Genomic DNA, 22260 nt, shown 5'->3' on the forward strand with positions numbered 1-22260 from the left:
GTCGGGCCCCCGGCGTCCCCTGCCGGGACACCGGGGACCCGGCGGGTCCGCAGGGTCAGGCGTTGTACCGGGCCAGCAGGAGGTTCGGGTCCTGCATGGTGGTGAAGGCGGCGCTGGTGACGTAGACGGTGTCGCCGCAGACCGCCACGGAGGTGGGGTTCGACAGCCCGTCCTGCCCGGTGAGCACCACGGTCGGGGTGCCGCCCTGGGGCAGGTGGACGACCTCGTTGGCGGAGTTGAGGGCGGCGAGCAGGTCGTCGCTCTCGCCGGTGAAGCCGAAGTCGTCGATCCCGGCGAGTCCGGTGGCCCGGGTCTCGATCGGCGCGGCGGAGCCGTCCGGGCAGATCGGGATCCGCAGGATCGTTCCGTTGTCGGTGTTGGTCACCCAGATGGCACCGTGGTGCTTGCGGATGCCGTTGGCGCCGATGAAGCCGTTCGGCTTGAGTTCGGTCCCGGTGGCCCAGGCGGTGCGGGTGCCGTCGTGCAGCGAGATCCGCCAGACGGTGCCCAGCAGCGAGTCGGCGACGTACAGGTTGCCGCGCTGCCGGTCGAGGGTCAGGCCGTTGGGGAGGCCGTTCGCCGGGAGCGCGGCGATCCGTTCGGGCACGCCACCCGGGGTGAGGCGCCAGACGCCGGTCAGATCGTCGGTCCCGGTGGCGTAGTTGACGTACAGGGTGCCGTCGTCGGCCCGGGCGATCCCGGTGACGGCGGCGAACCCGACCAGCGGGGTGGCCGGCACGGCCGGGGCGGGCAGCGTGGCGAGGACCGTGGTGTGACCATCGAGGCCGATCCGGGCGATCTGCCGCGCGCTGATGAACGTCACGTCGGCGGAGCCGTCGGGCTCGAGGACGATGTTCTCCGGCATCTGCCCCGCGGCGAGGTCGAGGTGCGCGAGCACGTGGGGAGCCGAGAGCGGCGGTGCCACGGACACGGCCGGGGCGGCGGAGAACAGGGTCAGCGCCAGTGAGGCGGCGGCGAGGCCGACGGGGCGGCGGGTCAGGCGGAACAAGGGAATTCTCCTTCGGACGGGCTCTCAGCTCAGCACGCCGAAGGGGGCCGGGCACGGCGGGATACTCCCTCAGGGTGCCCGGTCCGACGGTGGATCAGATCAGCCCGCCTGCCATGGGTGAGCGGCGGGGTCGGTCCGGGACGGCGGTGCGTCCGGGGCTACCTTCTCGTCGGCCGTGCCGGGTTCGGACGCGGTGGGCGCGCCGGCCTCGGAGGTGACGGGCGTGCTGGTCTCGGACGCGGTGGGTGCGCCGGGCTGACGGTAGGCCAGGTGCCCGCCGAGGGCGGCGGTCAGGCTCACCACAGTGGTGCCGGCCAGCCCGCACAGGATGCCGACGGTCGTGCGGCCGTGCCGTCGGGCCCGGTACGAGCTGAGCTGGAGGGCGGTCGCGGTGACCGCCGACGCCGCGTGCACCAGGCCGGTGCGCCGGCGTTCGGCCGAGAGTCCTGCCCAGTCCACCCAACCAGCCCACAGCGTCGGGGGGACGGCCGCCAGGCCGAGTCCGGTCAGTCGGCGGGCGGCCACCGGTGGGGCGCCGGTGAGGTCCAGGACGGTGGCCGACAGCCAGCAGCCGGTCGGGACCTGGGCCAGAGCCGGGTGCAGCGGATGGCCGAGCCAGGTCCCGTGCAGGACGTCCCGCAGGCGGCCCAACGGCAGTCCGGTGACCAGGCTTTGGATCCGGTCGGAGGCCCGGTCGAGCCCGGACCAGCCGCTGGGTGCGTCGAGCCAGCGGGGCAGGGGGGAGACGGTGGTTCTGTCCATACCGGGCGTCTGGCCCACCGGGCCGGGATCAAACGGCCGCTGAAAGCTTCTCGCAGGTCAGGCGTGAGATTCGCGGAATCGGGCAGACGGTGGAGTCGGAGGTGCGGATGTCATGGCTCTATTGATCGTTGTTCTGCTGATTGCTCTGATCCTGGGCGGTGCCGGGTTTGCCTGGCACATCCTCTGGTGGGTCGCACTGGCGGTGCTGGTGCTCTGGCTGCTGGGATTCGTCTTCGGTGGCGCCTCTGCGTCCGGTGGTCGACGGCGCTGGTACCGCTGGTGAGTGGAGACTGCAGCGCGGGGCCCGCCGTCCGATCGGACGGCGGGCCCGCCGTGGTCTGTCCACGTCCGAGTTTGGGTCCGGTCAGGGCGGGCACGCGCCCCTCCAACCGCCCGTCCGTACTGAGGAGGAACAATGGAGGACCGCCCGCAGGGAGGCGCCGGAGGCGTGCCGCTGCACCATGAGGACGAGGGTCCGGAGACGCGGATCGGGAGCCCCGGCCCGGCCGGCGCCGAAGGTTCGGACCGTTCGGACGGGGCGCCGCTCGCCGGTCGGCGGGTCGCCTTCCTGGTCGCACCGGAAGGAGCGGAGCAGGACGAGTTGACCAAGCCGTGGGAGGCCGTCCGCGAGGCCGGCGGTTCCCCCGTGCTGGTCTCCACCAAGGCCGGGAAGGTCCGGGCCCGCCACCATCTCGACGAGGGCGACGAGTTCCCGGTGAACGCGGTGGTCGCGGACGTCTCGGCTGCCGACTACGACGCCTTGGTCCTGCCCGGAGGCGTGGCGAATCCGGACTTCCTGCGGATGGACCCGCGCGCGGTGGAGTTCGTCAGCAGCTTCTTCAGCCGGTCGAAGCCGGTCGCGGTGATCTGCCACGGTCCGTGGACCCTGGTCGAGGCGGGGGTGCTGCGCGGCCGCACTCTGACCTCCTGGCCCAGCCTGCGCACCGACCTCACCAACGCCGGGGCGCACTGGGTGGACTCCGAGGTCGAGATCGACCGGTCCGGCCCCAACGTACTGGTGTCGAGCCGCAAGCCCGACGACCTGCCCGCCTTCAACCGCGCCCTGGTCGAGCAGTTCGCCGGGGCCGACAGGTCCTAGCCGGGCGCCAGGCCGTCAGACCGTCGGCTCCTCGGCTCTGCGGGTGCGGCGGCCGAGGAGCCGGGTCAGGGAGGTGACGGTGAGTACCGTCGGCCGCTGTGCGGCGAGGTCGGGGCGCAGGAGGGTGCGGAACGCGGCCCAGGCGAGGGCGCCGAGGACGAAGCCGTACACGGAGACCAGCCCGTGTCCGTTCTCCTGGGCGATCCACATCGCCAACCCGAGCACGGGGACGCCGAGGGCCAGCAGCCGGATCTTCCGGACGGCCTTGGCGCCCCCGTGGCCCGCGGCTCGGTCCGAAGCGCCGTGCAGCAGCAGGGTCGCAGCCAGCGTCGCGCCCAGGAAGTAGGTGGTGCCCGAGCTGCCGGCGAAGTTACGGGGATCGGTGCTGTGCGAGGTCTGGCCCCACAGCTTGTCGATCTGCTCCGGCAGCAGGATGCCCGCAGCGAAGAGGCCGAGGGTCAGCGGCGCGCCCCAGAACCAGTCGGCGAAGGCCGCGACGGCGGCGAGGGTGGCGATGTTCCAGGCGGCGCCGCCGAAGCCGCCGTTCTGCATGAAGACCGAGGTGACCACGCGCCACCAGCCGGACTTCGCGGGGTCGGCGTCGAGCGCTCCCATCGCCCCCGACCAGTAGAGCTGGAGGGCCACTCCGCCGAGCGCGAGGGCCGTGAGGCCGACCGCCGCCCAGGGTATCCGCCGCCCGCCGAGCGTGCCCTGGCCGACCAGGGCCAGACCGCTGTTGAACATCAGGACCATCAGTGCTGCCGTGGTCACGTTGAACAGCAGGACGTCCATCGTCACCACCCCCCTCCGAGCCGTGTGCGATTTCGCTGATCATGACGGTAGCGTGACGCGGAGTAGCATTTCAAACAGTGTTCGAAAAGCGGCCCTCCTCGCTAGACTGCGGCCGTGAAGCTGACCGCGGACCGGATCGTCGAGGCAGGGATGGCGGTGTTCGCCGTGACCGGCTACCACGGGTTCTCCGTGCGCCAGGTCGCCGACCGGCTCGACGTGCACGCCGGCAGCCTCTACTACCACGTGCCCAGCAAGGCCGCGCTGCTCCAGCTGATGGCCGACCGGGTGGCCCGGCAGGCGTACGACGCGGGCACCGAGGCCCTGGCCGCGCTACCCGCGCGGGCGGCCTGGCCGGACCGGATCACGGCGCAGGCCGTCGCCCTGCGGCAGAGCATCCGTCGACACCCCGGTGGGGCGATCATGCTCGCGGGCAGCCCGAAGACCCTCAGCCCCGGCGCCCTCTCGCTGATGGAACGGCTGCTCGCCACCCTCGCCGAGGCCGGCCTGCCTCCGGAGCACCACGGTGCCGCCGCAGACACCGTGCTCAGCCACGTCACCGGCTACGTGCTCCAGGAGCAGAGCGAGCCACCGGCGGTACCGGTGACGCCCGAGGAGGCCGCCGCCCTCCACCGGAGCTTTCCGCTGACCGTGGCGGCCGCGGCCGCATACGGCGCCGACGAGAAGTTCGTCCGGAGCCTGGAGCTGCTCTGCGCTGGCATCGGAACGCTGATCCCGCCACCCCGGAGCGCCGAACGGGGGACGTGAACTCCCTGATCACAGAGCTGAACTGATGAATTGTCAGGTGAGTGCGCGTGGGGTGCTTCGTCGGACGTGGTGACGGCCTGAGGGTGTGTGGCCTGGAGTACCCCCCCACACCTGGAGTACTGACGTGATCTCCACGAGTCATCCCGTTCCCCTTGCCCGTGCCGCACGGCTGCTCGCGACGGGCGCGATGGTCGTCCTGGCCGCGGCCGGGACCGCGCCGACGGCCTTCGCCGCGCCCGGCGACAACGGCGACATCAAGGTGCACGAGTCCACCACGCCGACCGACGACCAGCGCGACGAGCCCAAGGTCTGCACCTTCTACCTCGACGCGTTCAACTTCGACACCGTCCAGAAGGTCACCTGGAACATCGAGCACCAGCCGGCCGACGGCGGCCAGGCGGCCGCCGGCGAGATCACGCTGGCCAGCGGGACCGGCCGGACGGCCGACATGACCCTCCCGAACGGCATGTACAAGGTCAACTGGACCTTCGAGGGCGAGCAGGGCAGCGGGAAGCACAAGGTCTTCCGGGTCGACTGCCCCCCGAACAGCAGCCCCAGCGCCAGCCCGAGCGGTGGTGCCGGTGGTAACCCGAGCGGTGGCCCCAACGGCGGTACGCCGGGTGGCGGTGCCGCCGGTGGCGGCCCGCACGGCGGTCTGAACACCGGTGGCGGCGGGACGTCGCAGGGCCTCAACCCCCTTGAGGTGGGCGCCGGTTCGGCGCTACTGGTGCTCGCTGCGGGCCTCGGTGTCCGGGCCGTCCGCCGCCGCGCTACCCGCAATGCCGCATCCTGAGGTCCCGATCCGGCGTTCGCACCGCCACGACCGTGGGCGGGTCACCGCCGCAGTCGTGGCGGTCGCCCTCGTCCTCGGCGGCTGGTTGATCTACGACGGCGCCCCCGTCGTCGGGCCGCCCCCGCTCGGGGCGGCCGTCGTCGGCGCACCGGCCGCCGTCGGCACCCCGGCGGCCTCGGCCGCCACCGGGCCGGGCGGGCAGCACGGCGCCATCGGGCCGGGTTCGCCGAGCCCCGCCGTCACGCCCGGCGGCCCGCCTCCCAAACCACTGCCGCCCTCCGTGCCGACCACCGTCAGAATCCCCGCCATCAAGGTGAACGCCCCGCTGCTCGGGCTCGACCTGGACGGCACGGGCCGCCTGGATGCCCCACCGGCCGCCAAGCCCAACCAGGCCGGTTGGTACCGGAAGGGATCCTCCCCAGGGGCGCCCGGCAACGCCATCATGGCGGGCCACGCGGACACCCGCTCCGGTCCGGCCGTCTTCTACCGGCTCGGACTGCTGAGGCCCGGCGACCAGGTCGAGGTGGTCCGCCAGGACCGGCGGACGGCGGTCTTCACCGTCGACGCGGTGCGGATGTTCCCGCGCGCGGCCTTCCCCGATGCCGAGGTCTACGGCCCGACCGAGCGCCCGGAACTGCGCGTCATCACCTGCGGCGGTAAGTACGACAAGAAGACCGGATACTCCAACAACGTCGTGGTCTTCGCCCACCTCACCTCGACCCGCTGAGCGAGCGCTCGCCGCCGCCGCAGCCTCACGACGTGCGCGCCCGGGCCGTCCGGACCGGGTGGACGCGTCGTGAGGCTGCGGCGGTTCGGTCGTGCCGTTCTAGGGGACAGTATGCCGACACCCATGTGCGCTGGACCGACGGCCGCGACCGCGCGGGAGGCGCATTACGCCGTCGGCCGGCAGGAGTGCGGCGCCGGCCCGCGCCACCCTCCTGCCGGCCGACGGAAGCCCCACCCGGGTAGCGGGGGCAGCTGCTCAGCCGAAGTCGGGGCCAGGGGGCGCGCGGAGCGCGGTGTGCGCCGGGGCCAACGGCCGGGGTCAGCGGGCGGTGGCGGCAGGCGGTGGGGGTGCGGGGCTGGTGGCGGGGGCCGGGTCGTGGTGGCCTGCGAGCCAGAAGCCGGTCAGGAGGCCGGCGACGGCCAGTACCTTGTGGCGGTTGCTCTTCCACCATGACGGCGAACCGGCCGCCATGAAGCGTAGTTGGGTATAGTCCGGATGCTCCCGGGGCGGCGCGTCCTTGAAGAGTCCCATGGTGTGGTGAACCTCCTTCCACCTTCGGGGGGTTCATGACCATACGCCCTGCTCTGTCTTGATCGCAGGTCTTTAATCCCGATCCGTGTCGTCGTGCTGACGCCTCCTCAGTTGCGGCCCCACCTGCGGTTACCGTGAGACATGACCACCGCCCTGCCGCCCGGTTGGCTCCCGCCCGAGCAGTTCGTGCCGACACTGCCGCACGGTCTCGCCTGCGCGGGGCTGTTCTTCACCGACGCCGCCGGGCGGATGCTCGCGCTGCGCTCCGTCCGGGGGCCGGGCCAGTACGTCCTGCCCGGCGGGTTCCTGGAGGCCGGGGAGGACCTGCTCGGCTGTGCCCGCAGGGAGACGGTCGAGGAGCTCGGCTTCCTGCCTGCCGCCGCCCGGTCCGAAGACCTCCGCCTCCTGGTGCTGGCCTTCTCCGCCCCTGAGCCCCCGTGGCCCTGGCGGGTGGGCGCGTTCTTCGACGGCGGCGTCCTCACCGACCCGGAGATCGGCCGGATCGCCCTGGACCCCGTCGAGCACGACGCGTTCACCCTGCGGACCGTCGAGGAGCTGACTGCCCTCGCCGACGAACGGCGCGGCCTGGTCCTGCGCGCCGCCGCCGAGGCCCGCCGGACCGGGCGGCCCGACTACGTGACCTTGCCCGCGACCTCCGGCTGACGGGCACTCACCCGCTGACGGAAGGTCACAATCCGGTTGCGTCCGGGCGGTGGCCGGGGACATCGTGGCCGTCATCGGGCTCAAGGGCGCCCGGGCGGGCAGCGCGCTGTGCGCGCCGACGGCGCCGCTGGCCCTCGAACCGCCGACCACCGCCGAGCCCGTGGTTTCGGTGGCGGTGGAAGCCAGGACCGGTGGGGACACCGACCGGCTCGCCACGGCGCTGGCCCGGCTGGCCGAGGAGGACCCGTCGCTGCTGGTCCGCACCGATCCCGAGACGGGACAGACGGTGCTGTCCGGGATGGGTGAACTGCACCTGGAGGTGGCGGTGGAGAAGATCCGGCGCGCCCACGACCTGGAGGTACAGGTCGGACGGCCACAGGTCTCGTACCGCGAGACGGTGGTCCGAGGCGTGACCGGTCTGGTCTACCGGCACGTCAAACAGGACGGTGGGGCGGGGCAGTTCGCCCACGTGGTGATCGACACGGCTCCGCTGGAGGAGGGCGTCGGGCAGTCGACGGGCTTCGAGTTCCGCTCGACCGTCACCGGCGGCCGGGTCCCGGCCGGGTCCCGGCCGAGTTCGTCCGGGCGGTCGAGGCCGGCTGCCGGGACGCGCTCGCCGAGGGTCCGCTCGGCGGGCACCCGGTGGTGGGCCTGCGGGTCACGCTGACGGACGGAGCCACCCACGGCAAGGACTCGTCGGAGCTCGCCCTCCGGACGGCCGGGCGGCTCGCTCTGCGGGAGGCCCTGCGGGCCGGTACCGCGGCGCTGCTGGAACCGGTGGTCGAGCTCACGGCCATCGTGCCGGAGGACGCCGTGGGCGGGGTCCTCGGTGACCTCACCGCCCGGCGCGGCCGGGTCTCCGCCTCGACAGCCCGGGCCGGTACGGCTGTGCTGACCGCGACCGTTCCGCTGGCCGAACTGTTCGACTACGCAACCCGGTTGCGCAGCCGTACGCAGGGCTGGGGCACCTTCACCACCCGGGCCACCGGCTACGCTCCGGCGCCGGCCGGGTAGTCACGTGGGGCCGTCCCGACCGGAGACTCCGGTCGGGACGGCCCACGCCGGTGTTCGTCCTCACGGCGGGCGGGTCCGTCCCCGGTTCGGGTCAGTGGTCCAGACCTATTGACGCGCCTCGCCGCCGCTTCTACGATCCGGTCGGCACAGCCCCCACATGTCCCCACCTCACCCACGGCCGGGCGTCACGCCCCCACGCCCTGGTCATGTCCATGGCGCCTGGCGGGAAGGGAGCACAGCATGTTCCGTCGGAGGTCCCGTACGCCACGTCCGTCAGATGAGGTCCGCCCTGGTCAGGCGACCGTGCACCGCGCGGTTCGGCTGAACCCGGCCGGCCGCGCCGGGCACGGATCGACCGTTCTGAGGCGTTCCCTCGCCGGGGTGAGCGCCGCCGCCGTCCTCGGTGCCGGCCTCGCCGTGGCCGACGCCGTCACGGCCGGAGCCGCCACCCCCAACCTGGTGGCCAACCCCGGCTTCGAGAACGGACTCTCCGGCTGGACCTGCACCGGCGGCTCCGGTACGGCCGTCAGCAGCCCGGTCCACTCCGGCGCCTCGGCGCTCAGGGCCATGCCGACCGGCCAGGACAGCGCGCAGTGCACGCAGACCGTCGGCGTGCAGCCCAACTCCCAGTACACACTGAGCGCTTACGTCCTGGGCAGCTACGTCTACCTGGGCGCCACCGGCACCGGCCTCACCGGCACCACGTCCACCTGGACGCCCAGCAGCCCGTCGTACGGCCAGCTCAACGTCGCCTTCACCACCGGGCCGAGCACCACCTCGGTGACGGTCTACCTGCACGGCTGGTACGGGCAGCCCGCGTACCTGGCGGACGACGTGTCGCTCGCCGGCCCCGGTGGTAGCAGCCCCTCGCCGACTGTCAGCCCGTCGCCGTCCACCAGTCCCACGCCGTCGCCCAGCCCGACGCCGACGACCAGCCCCACGCCGACCGCGAGTCCGACGCCGACCAGCAGCCCGTCGGGTGACACCTGCGCCACCAAGCCCAGGCCGTCGGGGAAGGTCCTCCAGGGCTACTGGGAGAACTGGGACGGCGCCGCCAACGGCGTCCACCCCGGTCTGGGGTGGGTCCCCATCACTGACAGCCGGATCGCCGCGCACGGCTACAACGTCATCAACGCCGCCTTCCCGGTGATCCTCTCGGACGGCACCGTCCTGTGGCAGGACGGCATGGACGCCGGCGTCAAGGTCTCGACCCCCGCCGAGATGTGCCAGGCCAAGGCGGCCGGGGCGACGATCCTGATGTCGATCGGCGGTGCCGCCGCAGGCATCGACCTGAGCTCCAGCACCGTCGCCGACCGATTCGTGGCGACCGTCGTCCCGATCCTGAAGAAGTACAACTTCGACGGCATCGACATCGACATCGAGACCGGCCTGTCCGGCAGCGGCAGCATCACCACCCTCTCCGCCTCGCAGGCCAACCTGATCCGCATCATCGACGGCGTACTGGCCCAGATGCCGGCCGGCTTCGGCCTGACGATGGCCCCCGAGACCGCGTACGTCACCGGCGGCAGCGTGACCTACGGATCGATCTGGGGCTCCTACCTGCCGATCATCAAGAAGTACGTCGACAACGGCCGCCTGTGGTGGCTGAACATGCAGTACTACAACGGCAGCATGTACGGCTGCTCCGGCGACTCCTACCAGGCCGGCACCGTCCAGGGCTTCACCGCGCAGACCACCTGCCTGAACAACGGACTGGTGATCCAGGGCACCACGGTCAAGGTGCCGTACGACAGGCAGGTGCCCGGTCTGCCGGCCCAGCCGGGGGCGGGCGGTGGTTACATGACCCCGAGCCTGGTCGGCCAGTCGTGGAACGCCTACGGCGGTGCCCTGAAGGGCCTCATGACGTGGTCGATCAACTGGGACGGCTCGAAGGGCTGGACCTTCGGCGACAACGTCAAGTCATTGGAGGGCCGGTGACCGACCTGAGGGCATCCGGCTGACGGTCTGTCAGATTTGAGCTTTCGCCGAAGTGGACGGACCGGGTCTGAGCTGGGCTTATGTCGAGATTGCGTGAGCATTTCGAGGTAGGCGGTTCCGATACTCCGCAGGAGAAGTTAGGTTGCCTCGCAATGCGCGGACGTGTCCCCCTCCCTTCGGCACCACACGCCGAAGGGGCCAGCCGCGCGGGAAAGGTACAGGCACCCTCACCCATGAGTGCGAACACGACCTCCCAGACCGCCTCGCCCCCGGAGACCCCGGGCACCGGCGGATCGGACGGCGGCCAGCTCAAGGCCGGGCTCAAGAACCGTCACCTCTCCATGATCGCCATCGGCGGCGTGATCGGAGCCGGCCTGTTCGTCGGCTCCGGCGCGGGCATCGCCTCCACCGGCCCGGGCATCCTGCTCTCGTACGCGCTGGCCGGCGTGCTGGTCGTCATGGTGATGCGGATGCTCGGCGAGATGGCCGCCGCCGATCCGCAGAGCGGGTCGTTCTCCGCCTACGCGGACCGGGCGCTCGGCCGCTGGGCCGGGTTCAGCATCGGCTGGCTGTACTGGTTCTTCTGGGTCGTGGTGCTGGCGGTGGAGGCCACCGCCGGTGCCAAGATCCTCAACAGCTGGGTGCCCGGCGTGCCGCAGTGGGCCTTCGCCCTGGCGGTGATGGCCGTGCTGACGGCGACCAACCTGTTCTCGGTCGCGTCCTACGGCGAGTTCGAGTTCTGGTTCGCGGGCATCAAGGTGGTGGCGATCGCCGCCTTCATCGTGGTCGGCGGCCTGGCCGTGTTCGGTCTGCTGCCCGGCACCGACGCGGTCGGCATGACGAACCTGACCGGGAACGGCGGCTTCCTGCCGCATGGCGTGGGCGCGGTGTTCACCGGCATGCTGACGGTGGTCTTCGCCTTCATGGGCAGCGAGATCGTCACGCTCGCGGCCGGCGAGTCCGCCGACCCCGAGAAGGCCGTCAGCAAGGCCACCAACAGCGTGATCTGGCGGATCGGCGTCTTCTACCTCGGCTCGATCGCGATCGTGGTCACCCTGCTGCCGTGGAACGACGCCTCGGTGAAGGGCAGCCCGTATGTCGCGGTGCTCGAACACGTCGGGATTCCCGGTGCGGGCCGGGTGATGGACGTGATCGTGCTGACGGCCGTGCTGTCCTGCCTCAACTCCGGTCTGTACACGGCCTCCCGGATGGCCTTCTCGCTCGGCCAGCGCGGCGACGCGCCCCGGGCGTTCGCCCGGGTGAGCGCGCGCGGGGTGCCCCGGACGGCGATCCTCTCCTCGGTGGTCTTCGGCTTCGTCGCGGTGTTCTTCAACTACACCTCGCCGGACACCATCTTCAAGTTCCTGATCAACTCCTCGGGCGCGGTGGCGCTCTTCGTCTGGCTGGTGATCTGCTTCTCCCAGCTGCGGATGCGCCGGATCATCGAACGGGAGTCGCCGGAGCGCCTCCTGGTCCGGATGTGGCTGTACCCGTACCTGACCTGGGCGACGATCGGTCTGATCGGGTTCGTCATGGTGTACATGTTCACGGACGCCGACGGTCGCACCCAGATGTACCTGTCGCTGGTGGCGGCGGCCGTGGTGCTGGTCGCGTCAGCCGTGGTGGACCGTCGTCGCAAGGCCGTGCTCCAGGGCTGACGGTCGGTCCGGGTGCCCGGAGCCGGCCGGCACCGGGCACCCTGGGTGGCTGGTCAGCGCCGGTACTGGCGACGGTAGGCCGAGGGGCTGACCCCCATCGCCTCCCGGAAGTGACGGCGGAACCCCGCGACGGTCAGTCCGACCCGGTCGGCGACCGCCTCGACCGCCTGGTCCGTGCTCTCCAGTAGTGCGGCGCCCGCACTGACCCGCTCCCCGGTGATCCAGCGGCCCGGCGGCAGACCGGTCGCGTCGGCGAAGCGACGTTCGAATTGGCGGACCGACAGGTGGGCGACAGCGGCCAGTTCATCGACGGTCAGACGCCGGTGCAGGCGCTCCAGCGCGTACCGGACGGCGCTGCCCACCGGGTCGTCGGACGAGGGCGCCCGGTTCACCGGATGCTCGGCGAACTGCGCCTGACCGCCCTCCCGGTGTGCGGCCACCACCATCCGGCGGGCCACCCTGGCGGCGACCTCGGTGCCGTGGTCCCGGCGGACGAGGTGCAGGCAGACGTCGATACCGGCCGCGGTACCGGCGCCGGTGACGACCGATCCGGTGTCGACGTAGAGTACCGACGCGTTGACCGTCACCTCAGGGTGGCGTTCCTGGAGCAGTCCGGCGTGGCGCCAGTGCGTGGTCGCCTCCCTGCCGTCCAGCAGACCGGCGGCGGCCAGGGCGAAGGCCCCGCTGCAGATGGACACCACGCGCGCTCCCCGGGCGTGCGCCGTCCGCAGCGCGTCCAGGACGGCGGGGGAGACCGCGCGACCCACGTCCGGGACCCCCGGGACGATGACGGTGTCGGCGTAGCGGAGCCGGTCCAGGCCGTGGTGCACCACGATGTCGAAGCCGCCCACGGCCCGGTGCGGCCCGGGTGTCTCGGCGCACAGCTCGAAGCGGTACCACCGGTCCACGTCCAGTTCCGGCCGGGGGACCGCGAACACCTCGGCGACGGTGGCGAGTTCGAACGGCGCCAGCCCGTCGAAGGCCAGGCAGGCGATCCGGTGGGGGTGCATGACGGAATCCTAGCGGTGCACGCCGTTTCCGACACTGTCGGGCGGCGCCCGTGAGGTCGGAGGCTGGTGGCATGAACCGTGACACCACCGCCCCGCTGACGTTCGGAATACTGGTCTTCGACGAGGTCGAGGTGCTCGACCTGGGCGGCCCGTTCGAAGTCTTCAGTACGGCCGGCCGCCTGGCCCGTACCGCCGACGACGAGCCGCTGCTGCGGGTCCTGACCGTGGCGGCGGCCGGCCGCGTGGTCCGGGCCCGTGGCGGACTGAAGGTAATGGCGGATCACACCCTCGCGGAGGATCCGCCCTTCGACGTGCTGGTGGTCCCGGGCGGCGTCACGACGGCGGTCGAGGCGGACGCAACCGTGATCGACTGGCTGACCCGGCGCCGGCAGAGCGCCGCGCTGACGTTCAGCATCTGCACCGGCGCCTTCCTGCTGGCCGCCACCGGTGCCCTGGACGGCCGCGCGGCCACCACCCACTGGGAGGACCAGGAAGAGCTGGCCCGCCGTTGGCCGGGGACCGAGGTGCGGTCGGACGTCCGGTGGGTCGACGACGGCGACGTCGTCACCTCGGCAGGCATCAGCGCGGGTATCGACGCGAGCCTGCACCTCGTGGGACGGCTCTTCGGCGAACAGCTCGCACGCCGCACGGCGCACCAGATGGAGTACGTGTGGACCCCCTCGGGGCCGCACCAGGTTCGGTCCGGTGGCCCACGTCCCCCACGACACCGTCACTTCGATCCGCCGATGGATTCCACCCGGACAGGCGCTAGGTGGGGACCTTCGACCGGGCGGTGACGAAGTCGGTGGCGGCTGTGGTGGTGGCGGCGCGGTGGGCGTGGTCCGGGGGCTGGTCCTCGGTGGGGCGGGGGTGGCGGATGGTCAGTTCGCGGCTGCCCTCGGGGCGGGCGGTGATGCGGTAGTCCCAGGGGTGGCCGGTGTCGGGGGTGGCGGCGAGGCGGACGGTGACCTCGGTGGGGCGGGTACCCGGCTTGAGGTAGGTGGCCTCCTCGATGGTGCGGAGTTGCCGGGCGGGGTCCCCGGTGAGCTCGAAGGACTGACGCAGCGGCAGGTCCGTGCCCTGGCCGGAGACGGTGAGGTGGAGTTGCCCGCCGGAGGGCAGGCCGTTCCGGAGGAGGGGGCCGGCTGCGGCGGCGGCCGTCGCCATGGCGGCGGTGACCAGTTCGTTGGCCGGGCCGTGGTCGGTCCAGGTCTCGCGGTGGATGTCGTACGGCTCCTGGGCGGGCCAGCCGTCCTGTGCGCCGGCCACCAGGTCGTCGAGGGTGACGGGGCCTTCGGCCGACTTCCGCTCGACGTAGTCGATCACCCGGCGGAGCTCCTCGCCCTTGAGGGCGGTGCCCTCCGCGGCGCCGAGCAGGTCGCCGAGCATCGCGGAGGTGGCGGCGGAGGAGCCGCCGGAGAGCTCGACCAGCCGGTGGGTGGCGCGGATGTGGGCGTCGCCGCCCTCGGCCCTGGGGGTGAACTCGCTGCCGAAGGCGGCCCGTCCGACCCTGAGGGTGCCCGTCAGCTGGTCGCGTTCGGCGGGCGTGGCGGTGGCGTGGTCGAACGGCCGGTCACCACCCGAGAGGGAGCGGTGGACGTCGTCGAGCAGCCCGGAGCTTTCGGTGGAGCGCAGTTCGCCGCCGTGGTGGTCCGGGGTGAAGGCGAGGTAGTGGTCGCCCGGGAGGTCCACCTTGGTGGTGTCGGAGAGCGGGATGTCGACGGTGAAGGGCACGATGCCCTTCTCCTTCACCGGGTTGCGGTTCCCGTCGAAGAGGGTCACCTCCACCTCGGCGGCGCCGTGGTAACGGGCCATCGGGACGGGGTACTTGCCGTTGGAGATGATCTGGCCCGCGTCGGCGTGCGAGCCGCCCTCGCGCCGGAAGCGATGGGCACCACCGGTGACCGCCGGGTTGTGGGTGACGTCCCCGGTGATCCGGGCGCCGACCTGGCCCTGCACGCCGCCGTTCTTCGCCGACAGGTCCGAGTGGACGGTGCCGGAGGCGGCGGCGTTGGACGGGCTCGACTCGTTGGCGGGTGCGGTGTCGCGGTGCTCGAGGGAGATGATCTTCAGGCTGACCTCGACGCCCTTGCCGCCGCCGAGCGTGACCCGCTTGGTGGGGACGGTCGCCGAGACCTCGGTGCCCTGGGTCGCGGTGCCGAACATCGCCGAGAGGTGGCTGTGCGAGGTGGCCGTCCCGACGACGGGCTCCATGGACTTCCAGTCCGACTTGCCGAAGAACTCCGGTCCGCGCAGCCGTACCAGGTCCTGCACGCCGCCGACGTCCCCGAGGAAGCGCAGCACGTCGCTGTCGCGCAGGCCGCCCTCCCAGACCCGCTCCGGCGGGACCCGGACCTCGGCCGAGGCAGGCGGCCCGGCCAGGAGCGTACGGGGCGGCTGCTCCGGAGCTGACGGGTCGTCGGAGGACTTCGGGGGCACCGGCGACTTCGAGGGCACCGGTACGGTCTCGCCCGACTCGACGAGAGTCTCGAAGCCGATCGCCGCCGTGCGCCGCTGGAAGACCGAGGCGCCGACCACCGGCTGCCGGGAGAAGGTGAACTGCAGCTCGGCCTCACCGCGGTAGGCACTGCCGGGCAGTTTGGCCTTGGTGGCGGAGCCGGCCGAGGTGCTGGTGTTCCGGACGTCCGCGTGGTCCTGGCCCCGGCCGCCGGTGCCGGTGACTCCTGCGGTGACGGAGACCGGTCCACCGGCGACGGGGACGGCGGTCGTCACGCCGAGTCGCCCCTGGTGGCCGTGGGCGGTGCCGCCGGAGTCCGCGAAGGACCGCTGGACGTCCGTGCCGGTGTTGAACTCGGTGGTGCCGGAGTCACCCAGGTGCTCCATCGAGTCGCGGAGCACGGCACCGACCCGGACGGTGGTGCGCCCGTGCCGCACGACGATCTCGTCCCCGGCGGTCATGCCCTTCAGACGGGCCTGGAGCCGGTCGGGGGTGAGCTCCGCGTCCAGCTTGCGGCGCAGGCCCGGCCAGTCGCCGCCGAACGGGTTGCGCTCCAACTTCGTTGCACCGGGAGGTCGTTCGGGCGTGCGGTGGAACCCACCCGGCTTCCAGCCCGACTCCACCTGGGAGAGCACCGACTCACCCAGCGTCCTGCGGGGCCCCTCGGCCGGAACGGTCGTGCCGGGCAGCGCGTGGACGTCGGTGACGATGGCCGAGGAGTCCAGCCGACGGCCCTCCACGAAGCCCTTCGGCTGCTGGTCGGTGGTCCGATCCACCGGCCCGCCCACCGGGACGGCGTCACGCGTCGGGACGGCCACCCGGGCCACGGTGTCGACCGGCGTGGTCACCGAGCCGTCATCGATGCCGAGCCGCTTGAACTCCACCTTGACGTCGTAGGCAGTGTGGACGTCGAAGAACACGGCCGGCTCGACGTGCTTGCCCCGGTTCGAGGCCGAGCCGACGGTCTCCGCGCCGTGGCCGTAGCTGCGGTCCATCCGGTAGGCGTATCCGGCGGCGACATTGGCCCCCGGAGCCCGCATCCGCAGCAGCCCACCGCCGTCGAAGCGGTCGCGCCGGTCACGGAGGTTGCCCTGGCCACGGGAGGTGCGGGTGCCGGACTCGAACTCGTACTTTTCCGCCTTGGAGTGGTACGTGCTCTCGCCCAGCCGCGCGGTGACGGTGACTTCGGCCTTCCAGGTGGCACCGGAGACGGTCTCGGTGATCTTCCCACCACGGGTGAGCTGGGAGAGCTGGGTCTTGAGCGCGACCCGGTCGAACGCGGCGTCCAGCTTCTGCTTCACCTCGTCCGACGGCTCACCGTGCTTGGACCGGACCGCGTCCTCCACGGTGCTGCGCACCTTGTCGGCACCGGTCAGGCTGTGCACCACGTAGGAGGCGTTCAGCTCGTGCTGCTCACGCATCCGGCGCGGCGCGGTGTGGGTCGCCTCGGGGGTGGCGGCCGGGTGGGCGGCGGGCTCGGCGGGCGTGGCGGATGTGGCGGATGTGGCGGGCGTGGTCGGGGGTTTGAAGGCGACGGTGCCGTCCTCGCTGCGGGGCACCTCGACCTTGACGGTGTCCCGGGCGTCCAGGCCCACCTCGATCCGGAGCGGCGCCGAGGTGTCGGACCGGCCGCCACTCGTCTCGCCGGGCCTGCCGAAGTGCACGTCCACGGCCAGCTGCGCACCGTAAATCACCTGCGGCGCACTGTACTTGCCACTGGCGTACACCCGGTCGGCCTGGCGGCCCTGGCCGCCGACGCGCTCGCGCTGCTGGCCGGAGACGTTGCCGAACAGGTCCGCGCCCGGGGCGCCGGAGGTGGCCTTGGCGACGGCGCCGCCGGCCAGGCCGTTGGCGGCGACGGTACGGGAGAGCAGTTGGCGGTCCACGCTGAACGCGCCCGTCTCGTTCACCGTGTTGAGCTCGGCCTTGCCGTCCTCGCGGCGGTAGGTCATCGACTCGACCCGGGCGGTCGCCGTGACGACCAGGTCCTCCTTACCGGGGACCTTCACCATCAGGGGCTCGCCGCGGGTCATCCCGGTCAGCTTGGCGGCGAGGTTGGGCTGGCTGAAGCTCTGCAGGACCTGGTCCCTGACGGTGTCCCAGTCCTTGCCGAAGCGCTCGCGCCCCTGGGCGTCCACGGCCGTGCGCAGTGCGGCGGTGCTCTCCAGGTCCCGCACCACGACGGTCTCGCCGAGACCGCCACGGTCGTCGCCGCCGTGCCAGACCGAGTCCGGCGGGCCGGTGACCTCGTGGGTGGGCGGCGGGGTGGTTTCGGGGGTCGTGGTCTCGGGCTTCGCGGCCTCGGGGGTGGTGTCCGGGGTCGTGGTGTCTGCGCGGTCCACCAGCAGTCGGACGTCCGCCGTGCCCGCCTCGTGGGTGTCCGGCTTGCCGTTGAACGTCATCTCGAAGTGGACGGGACCCTCGTAACGGACGCCCGGTACCTTGGACTTGCTGGTCAGCTGGGCGGTGCGGCTGTCGCCGGAGATCTCGATCCGGTCTCGTCCGAGCCGCCCGGCGCCGCCGATGCCCAGGGCCGCGGGCGCCGGACGGAGGGTGTTGGCGAGTCCGAACTGCCCCGCGTTGCCACGGCTGGTGGCGGTGCTGCGGACCTGCTGGACGGTGGTACCGATGTTGAACTCGGTCTCCTTGGTGGTGCCGGTCTGGTGCAGGTCTCCGACCCGGGCACTGATCTCGACCGTGCCGAGCACCTTGCCGCGGCGGTCGGTGAGCGTGACGGTGGTCGGTTCACCCGCGGTCATGGACTTCAGGTCCCGCTGGAGCCGGGGGAAGTCGACCTCGGCGAGCACCTTCTCGCGCAGCGCGGGCCAGTCCCTGCCGAACTCCTGCTTCGCCGCCCTGTCGACCTGGTCGAGGAGGGCCTCCACCGGCCGCTGCTCGTGGGCCCCGCCGTGCGGGGAGAGGTCCAGCACGATCTCCTGACCTCCGACCCGGCCGTCCAGCAGGCGCTGCGGCGGTGTGCGCAGTTCCCCGACCGAGTCACCGTCAGGGCGCACCGGTACGGCGACGTGGAGGCTGAGGTCAAGGTCCTCGGTGTGCCGGCCGGGGCCGGTGGTCACCGGCTGGTGGTCGTGGCGCAGGGCGCCGAAGTCGAGCTCCAGCTTCATCCTGGTGTCGAACACGTCGGCGAGCTCGGAGGTCTTGGACCGCGCCACCATCCCGCCGAGGTCGAGGTCGACCCGGCCCTGGCCACGGTCGTGGAAGTAGGCGGCCAGCTCGGCCGGCTCCGCGCCGCCGGCGGACTGCCTGGCCTGGGCACCGATGTTGTACTGCCACTGCGAGTCGCGGCCGGAGCCGATCGTCACCGTCCGGTCGGCGCCGTTCTCGAACTCGATCTTCTCGGTGCGGAGACGGGTCGACCCGGTGACCTCACCACGGAGTCTGATGTTCCCACTGTAGCCGTTGCCGTCGAGCGGGACGGTCCAGGTCTCGCCACGGGAGAGCGCGCTGAGCATCGGGCGCAGGGTGGCCGGCCCGAAGTGGGTATCGGCGAAGGCCCGGGCCGCCGCCCGGTCACCCGGCACCACCCCCGCGAGGACGTCGATGACCTTCTGCCGGACGGCCGCCTCGTTCCCGGTCAGGCCGACCACCAGGTCGTCGGCCGCGATCGGGCGGGGCGCGGAGGAGGTGCTCGGGAGCGGCTCGGGTTCGGGCTTCGGCTCGGGCTTCGATTCGGCTTCGGGATCTGGCTTGACCTCGGGCTCCGGCTCGACCGTGGGCTTCGTTCCGGTCTCCTCGGAGGCGGGGCCCTTCGGTGCCTCGGGCTCGTTGGTGGGCTTCTCCGGGGCGGGGTCGTTCGGGGTGGGCTTCTCCGGGGCAGGGGCCTTCGGGGCGGGGCTTTGCGAGGTGGGCTTCTCCGGGACGGGGTCCTTCGGCGGTACCGGCTTCGTGGCGGATGCCTCCGGAGCGGGAGCCTTCGGGCTTTCCGGGGTCGTGCTCGGTGTGTGGGTGACCGGCGGCGCGGGGGTGACCGGTTGGCTGCCGTCGTAGTGGTTGCCCTGGTGGTACACCGTCACCTGTCGCCCGTCCGGCGGCCCGAAGACGGCCAACGGGGTGCCGTCGTGGCCGAGCACCCGCATCCGGAGGTCCAGTGCGTGGGCCGCTGCCGCCGGCAGCATCTCCCCTTCGGTGGTCAGCCAGCGGTCGCGCCAGTCCCGGACGGTCCGCATCAGCGCTTCCCGCTCGCGGGGAGTCGGCGGGGGCGAGTTCTCGACGAGGTGGTCGCCGACGATCTGCCGGAGATCCGTGAGCGGCAGCCCCGCGTACCCGTCCCGGACGTCGACCGGGAGGTAGGCCAGCAGGTCGTTCGCGGTCAGGTCGGGCCGGCTCAGCACGTGGCCCCGGTAGTTCGCGACCACTTCGGACGGCCAGTGCTCCGACGGCAGGTTGTCGAAGTGGTGCTCCACGGCGGACTGCAGCCGCCGGGCGGCGCCCCCGGACCCGGCGGGCAGCTGCCCCGTGAGGCCGGGCGTGCTCACGTCCAGGGAGTTGAGCAGGCAGAGGCCGTCCCCCGCCACCGTGACCCGCGGCCCGGGCGGAGGGAAGGCAGCCTCCGGCACGGGCTGGTGGGCGGTCGGGGTGAGGGCCGTTCCGGTGGTGTCCTCGGCCTTCGGCGGCTGCTGGTGGTTCGGGGTGGGGCTCACGTCGCCGTCGACGCGGTCCATGAACTCCCGGAAGCTGTCGTACAGCTGATTGTCCGTCGGGGCGGTACGGCGCGGCAGCGTCGGGTGACTGTTGGCCTCGCGACCGGTGCCGGGGCGGATGGTGCCACCGCCGGGCTGGCTGGTCGCACTGCCCTGAGGCATCAGCGGCTTGGGAGCGGACGCGGCTGACGCAGGGTCGGAGCCGGGACGGAACTCCCCACTGCCCCGGTGACCGGCGGGGCCTCCACCGGCGACCGGGCCGAGCATGAACCCGTTACCTGTCGGCGGGGCGGTGGCGGCCGGGTTCTGGGAGGCCGTGGACGGCGTGGCCGCCTCGGGCACGGTCCGGTTGCCCGGCGCCTGCTCCTGATCGGTGCGGACCGGGGCCTGACCACCTGCGATCCGGGTACCGCCGTCGATATTGGTGTGGGAACCGAGGCCGGACGGATTCGGCGTCGCACTGCCGCGCTGTGACGGGATGTCGGACGATACGGCGACGGGCTCGCGCACCACTGACGGAGCGGCGTGCCCGGAGGAGGCGCCGACGGCTGCCGGAGACTGCTCGTGCACGGGGGCGCTCGGCCTGGTCTCCTCGGACCGGACGGGCTGCTCCTGCCGAGGTGCGTTCTCCTGGGTGCGCTCCGGCTGAGTACCTTCGGGCCCGCTGCGGTCGACGGGCGCTGCGGTGTGTGGGGACTGGGACTGTGTCGGCACGTCCTCGTGGGCGACGAGCTCCGGGGCCGGCCGCTGCGAGACCGGTTCCTGACTTACGGTCGGTTGGTCGAGCCGGGCCGTCGGCTCCTGCACGGTTCGCTGCGCCGGCGGCTCGTGCAGCGCCGGCGTCGGTTCGTGGGGTGTCACCGGGGTCGCGTCGGGGCGGACGGTGGTGGGCTCGGGCATGCTGCGCTGCGCCACGGGCTCATTTACGGTGCTCTCCTGGCGGAGCGTCGGTTCGTGGGGTGTCACCGGGGACGCATCCGGGCGGACGGTGGTGGGCTCGGGCATGCTGCGCTGCGCCACGGGCTCGTGGGAGGGTTGGGTCTGCCTGGGCGTGGATTCCTGCGCCAACGGTTGCTGAACGCCCGTCTCCTGGCGCAGCGTCGACTCGTGCGGGGTCGTCGGGATGCTGCGCGCACGCTCGCCGCCCGAACTGCCGCTCTCCGTACCGTGGACGGTCGCTGCCGAAGCCGGGTGCTCGGTGCCGCCCTCCGACGGAGTCGCGACGGCCCGCGCCGAGCCGAACGGCGACAGCCCGTTCACCCGGGAGCCGTCCGAGCCCGCACTCGAACTCGAACGCAGAGTCGGGCTCGAACCGCCACTTGTCCCGGAAGCGTTCCCGTCGTCGAGGGACCGGCTGGTCGAACCGCCGCCACCCTCGCCGCTCGGGCCGTGGTAACCACCGTCCAGGGAGCGGCTGGTGGGCTTGGAGAAGGTCGGCGCGCTGTCCAGGCCGTCCAGGTGCGGGGTCTCGCCGGGCTTGGGGGCGTTGAGGTGGCCCTTGATCGCCGAGGCACCGGCGTGCAGGCCCGCGCCCGCGCCGCCGGAGAGGCCGGAACCGAGCAGGGACTCGCCGTCCACCTTGCCGGTCGTGATGAGCTGGGTGGAGACGTCCGCGCCGACGCCGACCGCCGCACCGGTGGCCATCTTCCCGACGGTGGAGTTCAGCGCGCGCTCCGCGCCGAGCTTCGCACCTGCCCCGCCGATGCCCTTGCCGATCAGGTGGCCGGAGGCTCCGCCGACCGCGCCGCCGAGCGCGTTCTGGCCGAGCTCCTTCATGTCCAGGCCCTTGCGGTGGCCCTCGGCGACCTCGATGCCCTGGGCCAGCAGGTTGATCGCGGCCATCTGGGCGGCCTGCTTGGCCGCCATCTCGATCATTTCCTTGAGCAGGGTCTTCAGGATGGCGGAGACGACGGCCCGGCTGGCCCCCACCATCACGGGCACCTCGAGCAGCGAGGCTCCCGCCGTGAACGGGGCCTCGGCCTCGGCGGTGGCGATCTCGAAGGCGAGGATGCCGAGCTGCGCGACGATCTGGATCTTCGCGGTCTCGGCGGAGTTGGCCATCTGCTCCAACATGTCGCCCATGGCGTTGAGGGAGTTGACCGCGCCGGGCAGGTAGCCGGGCTCCTCCTGGGTGCCCTTTCCGGTGGCGTAGCGGGCCCAGTACGTGCCCAACGCCTCGGCGGCGCGGCCCTGTTGGCCGTCGAGTGCGCGCTTGATCGCGGCGTCGGAACTCGCTGCGGCGTCCGTCAGGTCCGAGGCGGCCTGGCGGCAGTGCTCGGCCATGTCGCGGAGCACGCCCTCGTCCGCCTCGGGCCAGCGGCATCCGGCGAGCAGCAGGAGGACCCACTGGAGCGGTTCGGGGAGTTCGACGGCCATCGGG

The 22260-nt window shown here is 72.4% G+C and carries 15 protein-coding genes and 1 pseudogene; 10 read left to right on the top strand and 6 right to left on the bottom strand.

Translation table 11 applies throughout. The features are described 5' to 3' along the window. Window positions 1-55: 55 nt before the first annotated feature. The gene (locus ACKUU6_RS30640; protein ID WP_407992286.1) at window positions 56-1015 is read right to left on the bottom strand and encodes an SMP-30/gluconolactonase/LRE family protein; all 960 of its coding nucleotides are present in this window, start codon (window positions 1013-1015) and stop codon (window positions 56-58) included. A 93-nt stretch (window positions 1016-1108) separates the two neighbouring features. Next, entirely contained in the window at window positions 1109-1771 is a 663-nt protein-coding gene (locus ACKUU6_RS30645; RefSeq protein ID WP_407991811.1) for a DUF2231 domain-containing protein, read from the bottom strand. Between the two features lie 112 nt (window positions 1772-1883). Between ACKUU6_RS30645 and ACKUU6_RS30650 the strand changes: the two genes are divergently transcribed. Both ACKUU6_RS30650 and ACKUU6_RS30655 read left to right on the top strand, forming a co-directional pair. Continuing rightward, window positions 1884-2054, top strand: coding sequence for a hydrophobic protein (locus ACKUU6_RS30650; RefSeq protein WP_407991812.1), 171 nt, complete (start codon window positions 1884-1886; stop codon window positions 2052-2054). 285 nt (window positions 2055-2339) lie between these two features. Further along, window positions 2340-2870: a type 1 glutamine amidotransferase domain-containing protein gene (locus ACKUU6_RS30655; RefSeq protein ID WP_407992287.1), complete on the top strand. Its 531-nt coding sequence runs from the start codon at window positions 2340-2342 to the stop codon at window positions 2868-2870. Between the two features lie 15 nt (window positions 2871-2885). Here ACKUU6_RS30655 and ACKUU6_RS30660 read toward each other — a convergent pair whose 3' ends face one another. Continuing rightward, window positions 2886-3662 (bottom strand): hypothetical protein, encoded by a 777-nt coding sequence (locus ACKUU6_RS30660; protein WP_407992288.1) that lies wholly within the window; start codon window positions 3660-3662, stop codon window positions 2886-2888. A gap of 114 nt (window positions 3663-3776) precedes the next feature. Here ACKUU6_RS30660 and ACKUU6_RS30665 point away from each other — a divergent pair, with 114 nt between their 5' ends. The 3 genes from ACKUU6_RS30665 (at window position 3777) to ACKUU6_RS30675 (ending at window position 5947) form a co-directional block, all read left to right on the top strand. After that, window positions 3777-4427 (top strand): TetR/AcrR family transcriptional regulator, encoded by a 651-nt coding sequence (locus ACKUU6_RS30665; RefSeq protein WP_407991813.1) that lies wholly within the window; start codon window positions 3777-3779, stop codon window positions 4425-4427. A 124-nt stretch (window positions 4428-4551) separates the two neighbouring features. After that, window positions 4552-5220 (top strand): hypothetical protein, encoded by a 669-nt coding sequence (locus ACKUU6_RS30670; RefSeq protein ID WP_407991814.1) that lies wholly within the window; start codon window positions 4552-4554, stop codon window positions 5218-5220. After that, complete coding sequence (locus tag ACKUU6_RS30675; RefSeq protein ID WP_407991815.1) at window positions 5207-5947, top strand: class F sortase; 741 nt, start codon at window positions 5207-5209, stop codon at window positions 5945-5947. Before ACKUU6_RS30670 ends, ACKUU6_RS30675 begins: the two co-directional genes overlap by 14 nt. Before the next feature lie 318 nt (window positions 5948-6265). On the opposite strand, the gene ACKUU6_RS30680 is transcribed toward ACKUU6_RS30675, so the two are convergent. Next, on the bottom strand, window positions 6266-6478 hold the full coding sequence (locus tag ACKUU6_RS30680) for a hypothetical protein (protein ID WP_407991816.1): 213 nt from the start codon (window positions 6476-6478) through the stop codon (window positions 6266-6268). Between the two features lie 141 nt (window positions 6479-6619). Between ACKUU6_RS30680 and ACKUU6_RS30685 the strand changes: the two genes are divergently transcribed. The 4 genes and pseudogenes from ACKUU6_RS30685 (at window position 6620) to ACKUU6_RS30700 (ending at window position 11751) form a co-directional block, all read left to right on the top strand. Further along, a complete protein-coding gene (locus ACKUU6_RS30685) occupies window positions 6620-7141 on the top strand; it encodes an NUDIX domain-containing protein (protein ID WP_407991817.1) in 522 nt (173 codons plus the stop codon). Then, window positions 7128-8155, top strand: a pseudogene (gene fusA, locus ACKUU6_RS30690) (elongation factor G); the annotation flags it as partial. The gene ACKUU6_RS30685 and the pseudogene fusA, both read left to right, overlap by 14 nt. A gap of 381 nt (window positions 8156-8536) precedes the next feature. After that, on the top strand, window positions 8537-10093 hold the full coding sequence (locus ACKUU6_RS30695; protein WP_407991818.1) for a carbohydrate binding domain-containing protein: 1557 nt from the start codon (window positions 8537-8539) through the stop codon (window positions 10091-10093). 233 nt (window positions 10094-10326) lie between these two features. Next, the gene (locus tag ACKUU6_RS30700; RefSeq protein WP_407991819.1) at window positions 10327-11751 is read left to right on the top strand and encodes an amino acid permease; all 1425 of its coding nucleotides are present in this window, start codon (window positions 10327-10329) and stop codon (window positions 11749-11751) included. A gap of 53 nt (window positions 11752-11804) precedes the next feature. Here the strand turns inward: ACKUU6_RS30700 and ACKUU6_RS30705 are convergent, their stop codons facing one another. Continuing rightward, window positions 11805-12761: a helix-turn-helix domain-containing protein gene (locus ACKUU6_RS30705; protein WP_407991820.1), complete on the bottom strand. Its 957-nt coding sequence runs from the start codon at window positions 12759-12761 to the stop codon at window positions 11805-11807. Between the two features lie 71 nt (window positions 12762-12832). Here ACKUU6_RS30705 and ACKUU6_RS30710 point away from each other — a divergent pair, with 71 nt between their 5' ends. Further along, a complete protein-coding gene (locus ACKUU6_RS30710) occupies window positions 12833-13558 on the top strand; it encodes a DJ-1/PfpI family protein (protein WP_407991821.1) in 726 nt (241 codons plus the stop codon). On the opposite strand, the gene ACKUU6_RS30715 is transcribed toward ACKUU6_RS30710, so the two are convergent. Continuing rightward, window positions 13530-22256, bottom strand: coding sequence for a hypothetical protein (locus ACKUU6_RS30715; protein WP_407991822.1), 8727 nt, complete (start codon window positions 22254-22256; stop codon window positions 13530-13532). The two genes, ACKUU6_RS30710 and ACKUU6_RS30715, sit on opposite strands and share 29 nt — an antisense overlap. Window positions 22257-22260 lie beyond the last annotated feature (4 nt).

This window comes from Kitasatospora sp. CMC57 (assembly GCF_045866025.2).
GTDB lineage: Bacteria > Actinomycetota > Actinomycetes > Streptomycetales > Streptomycetaceae > Kitasatospora.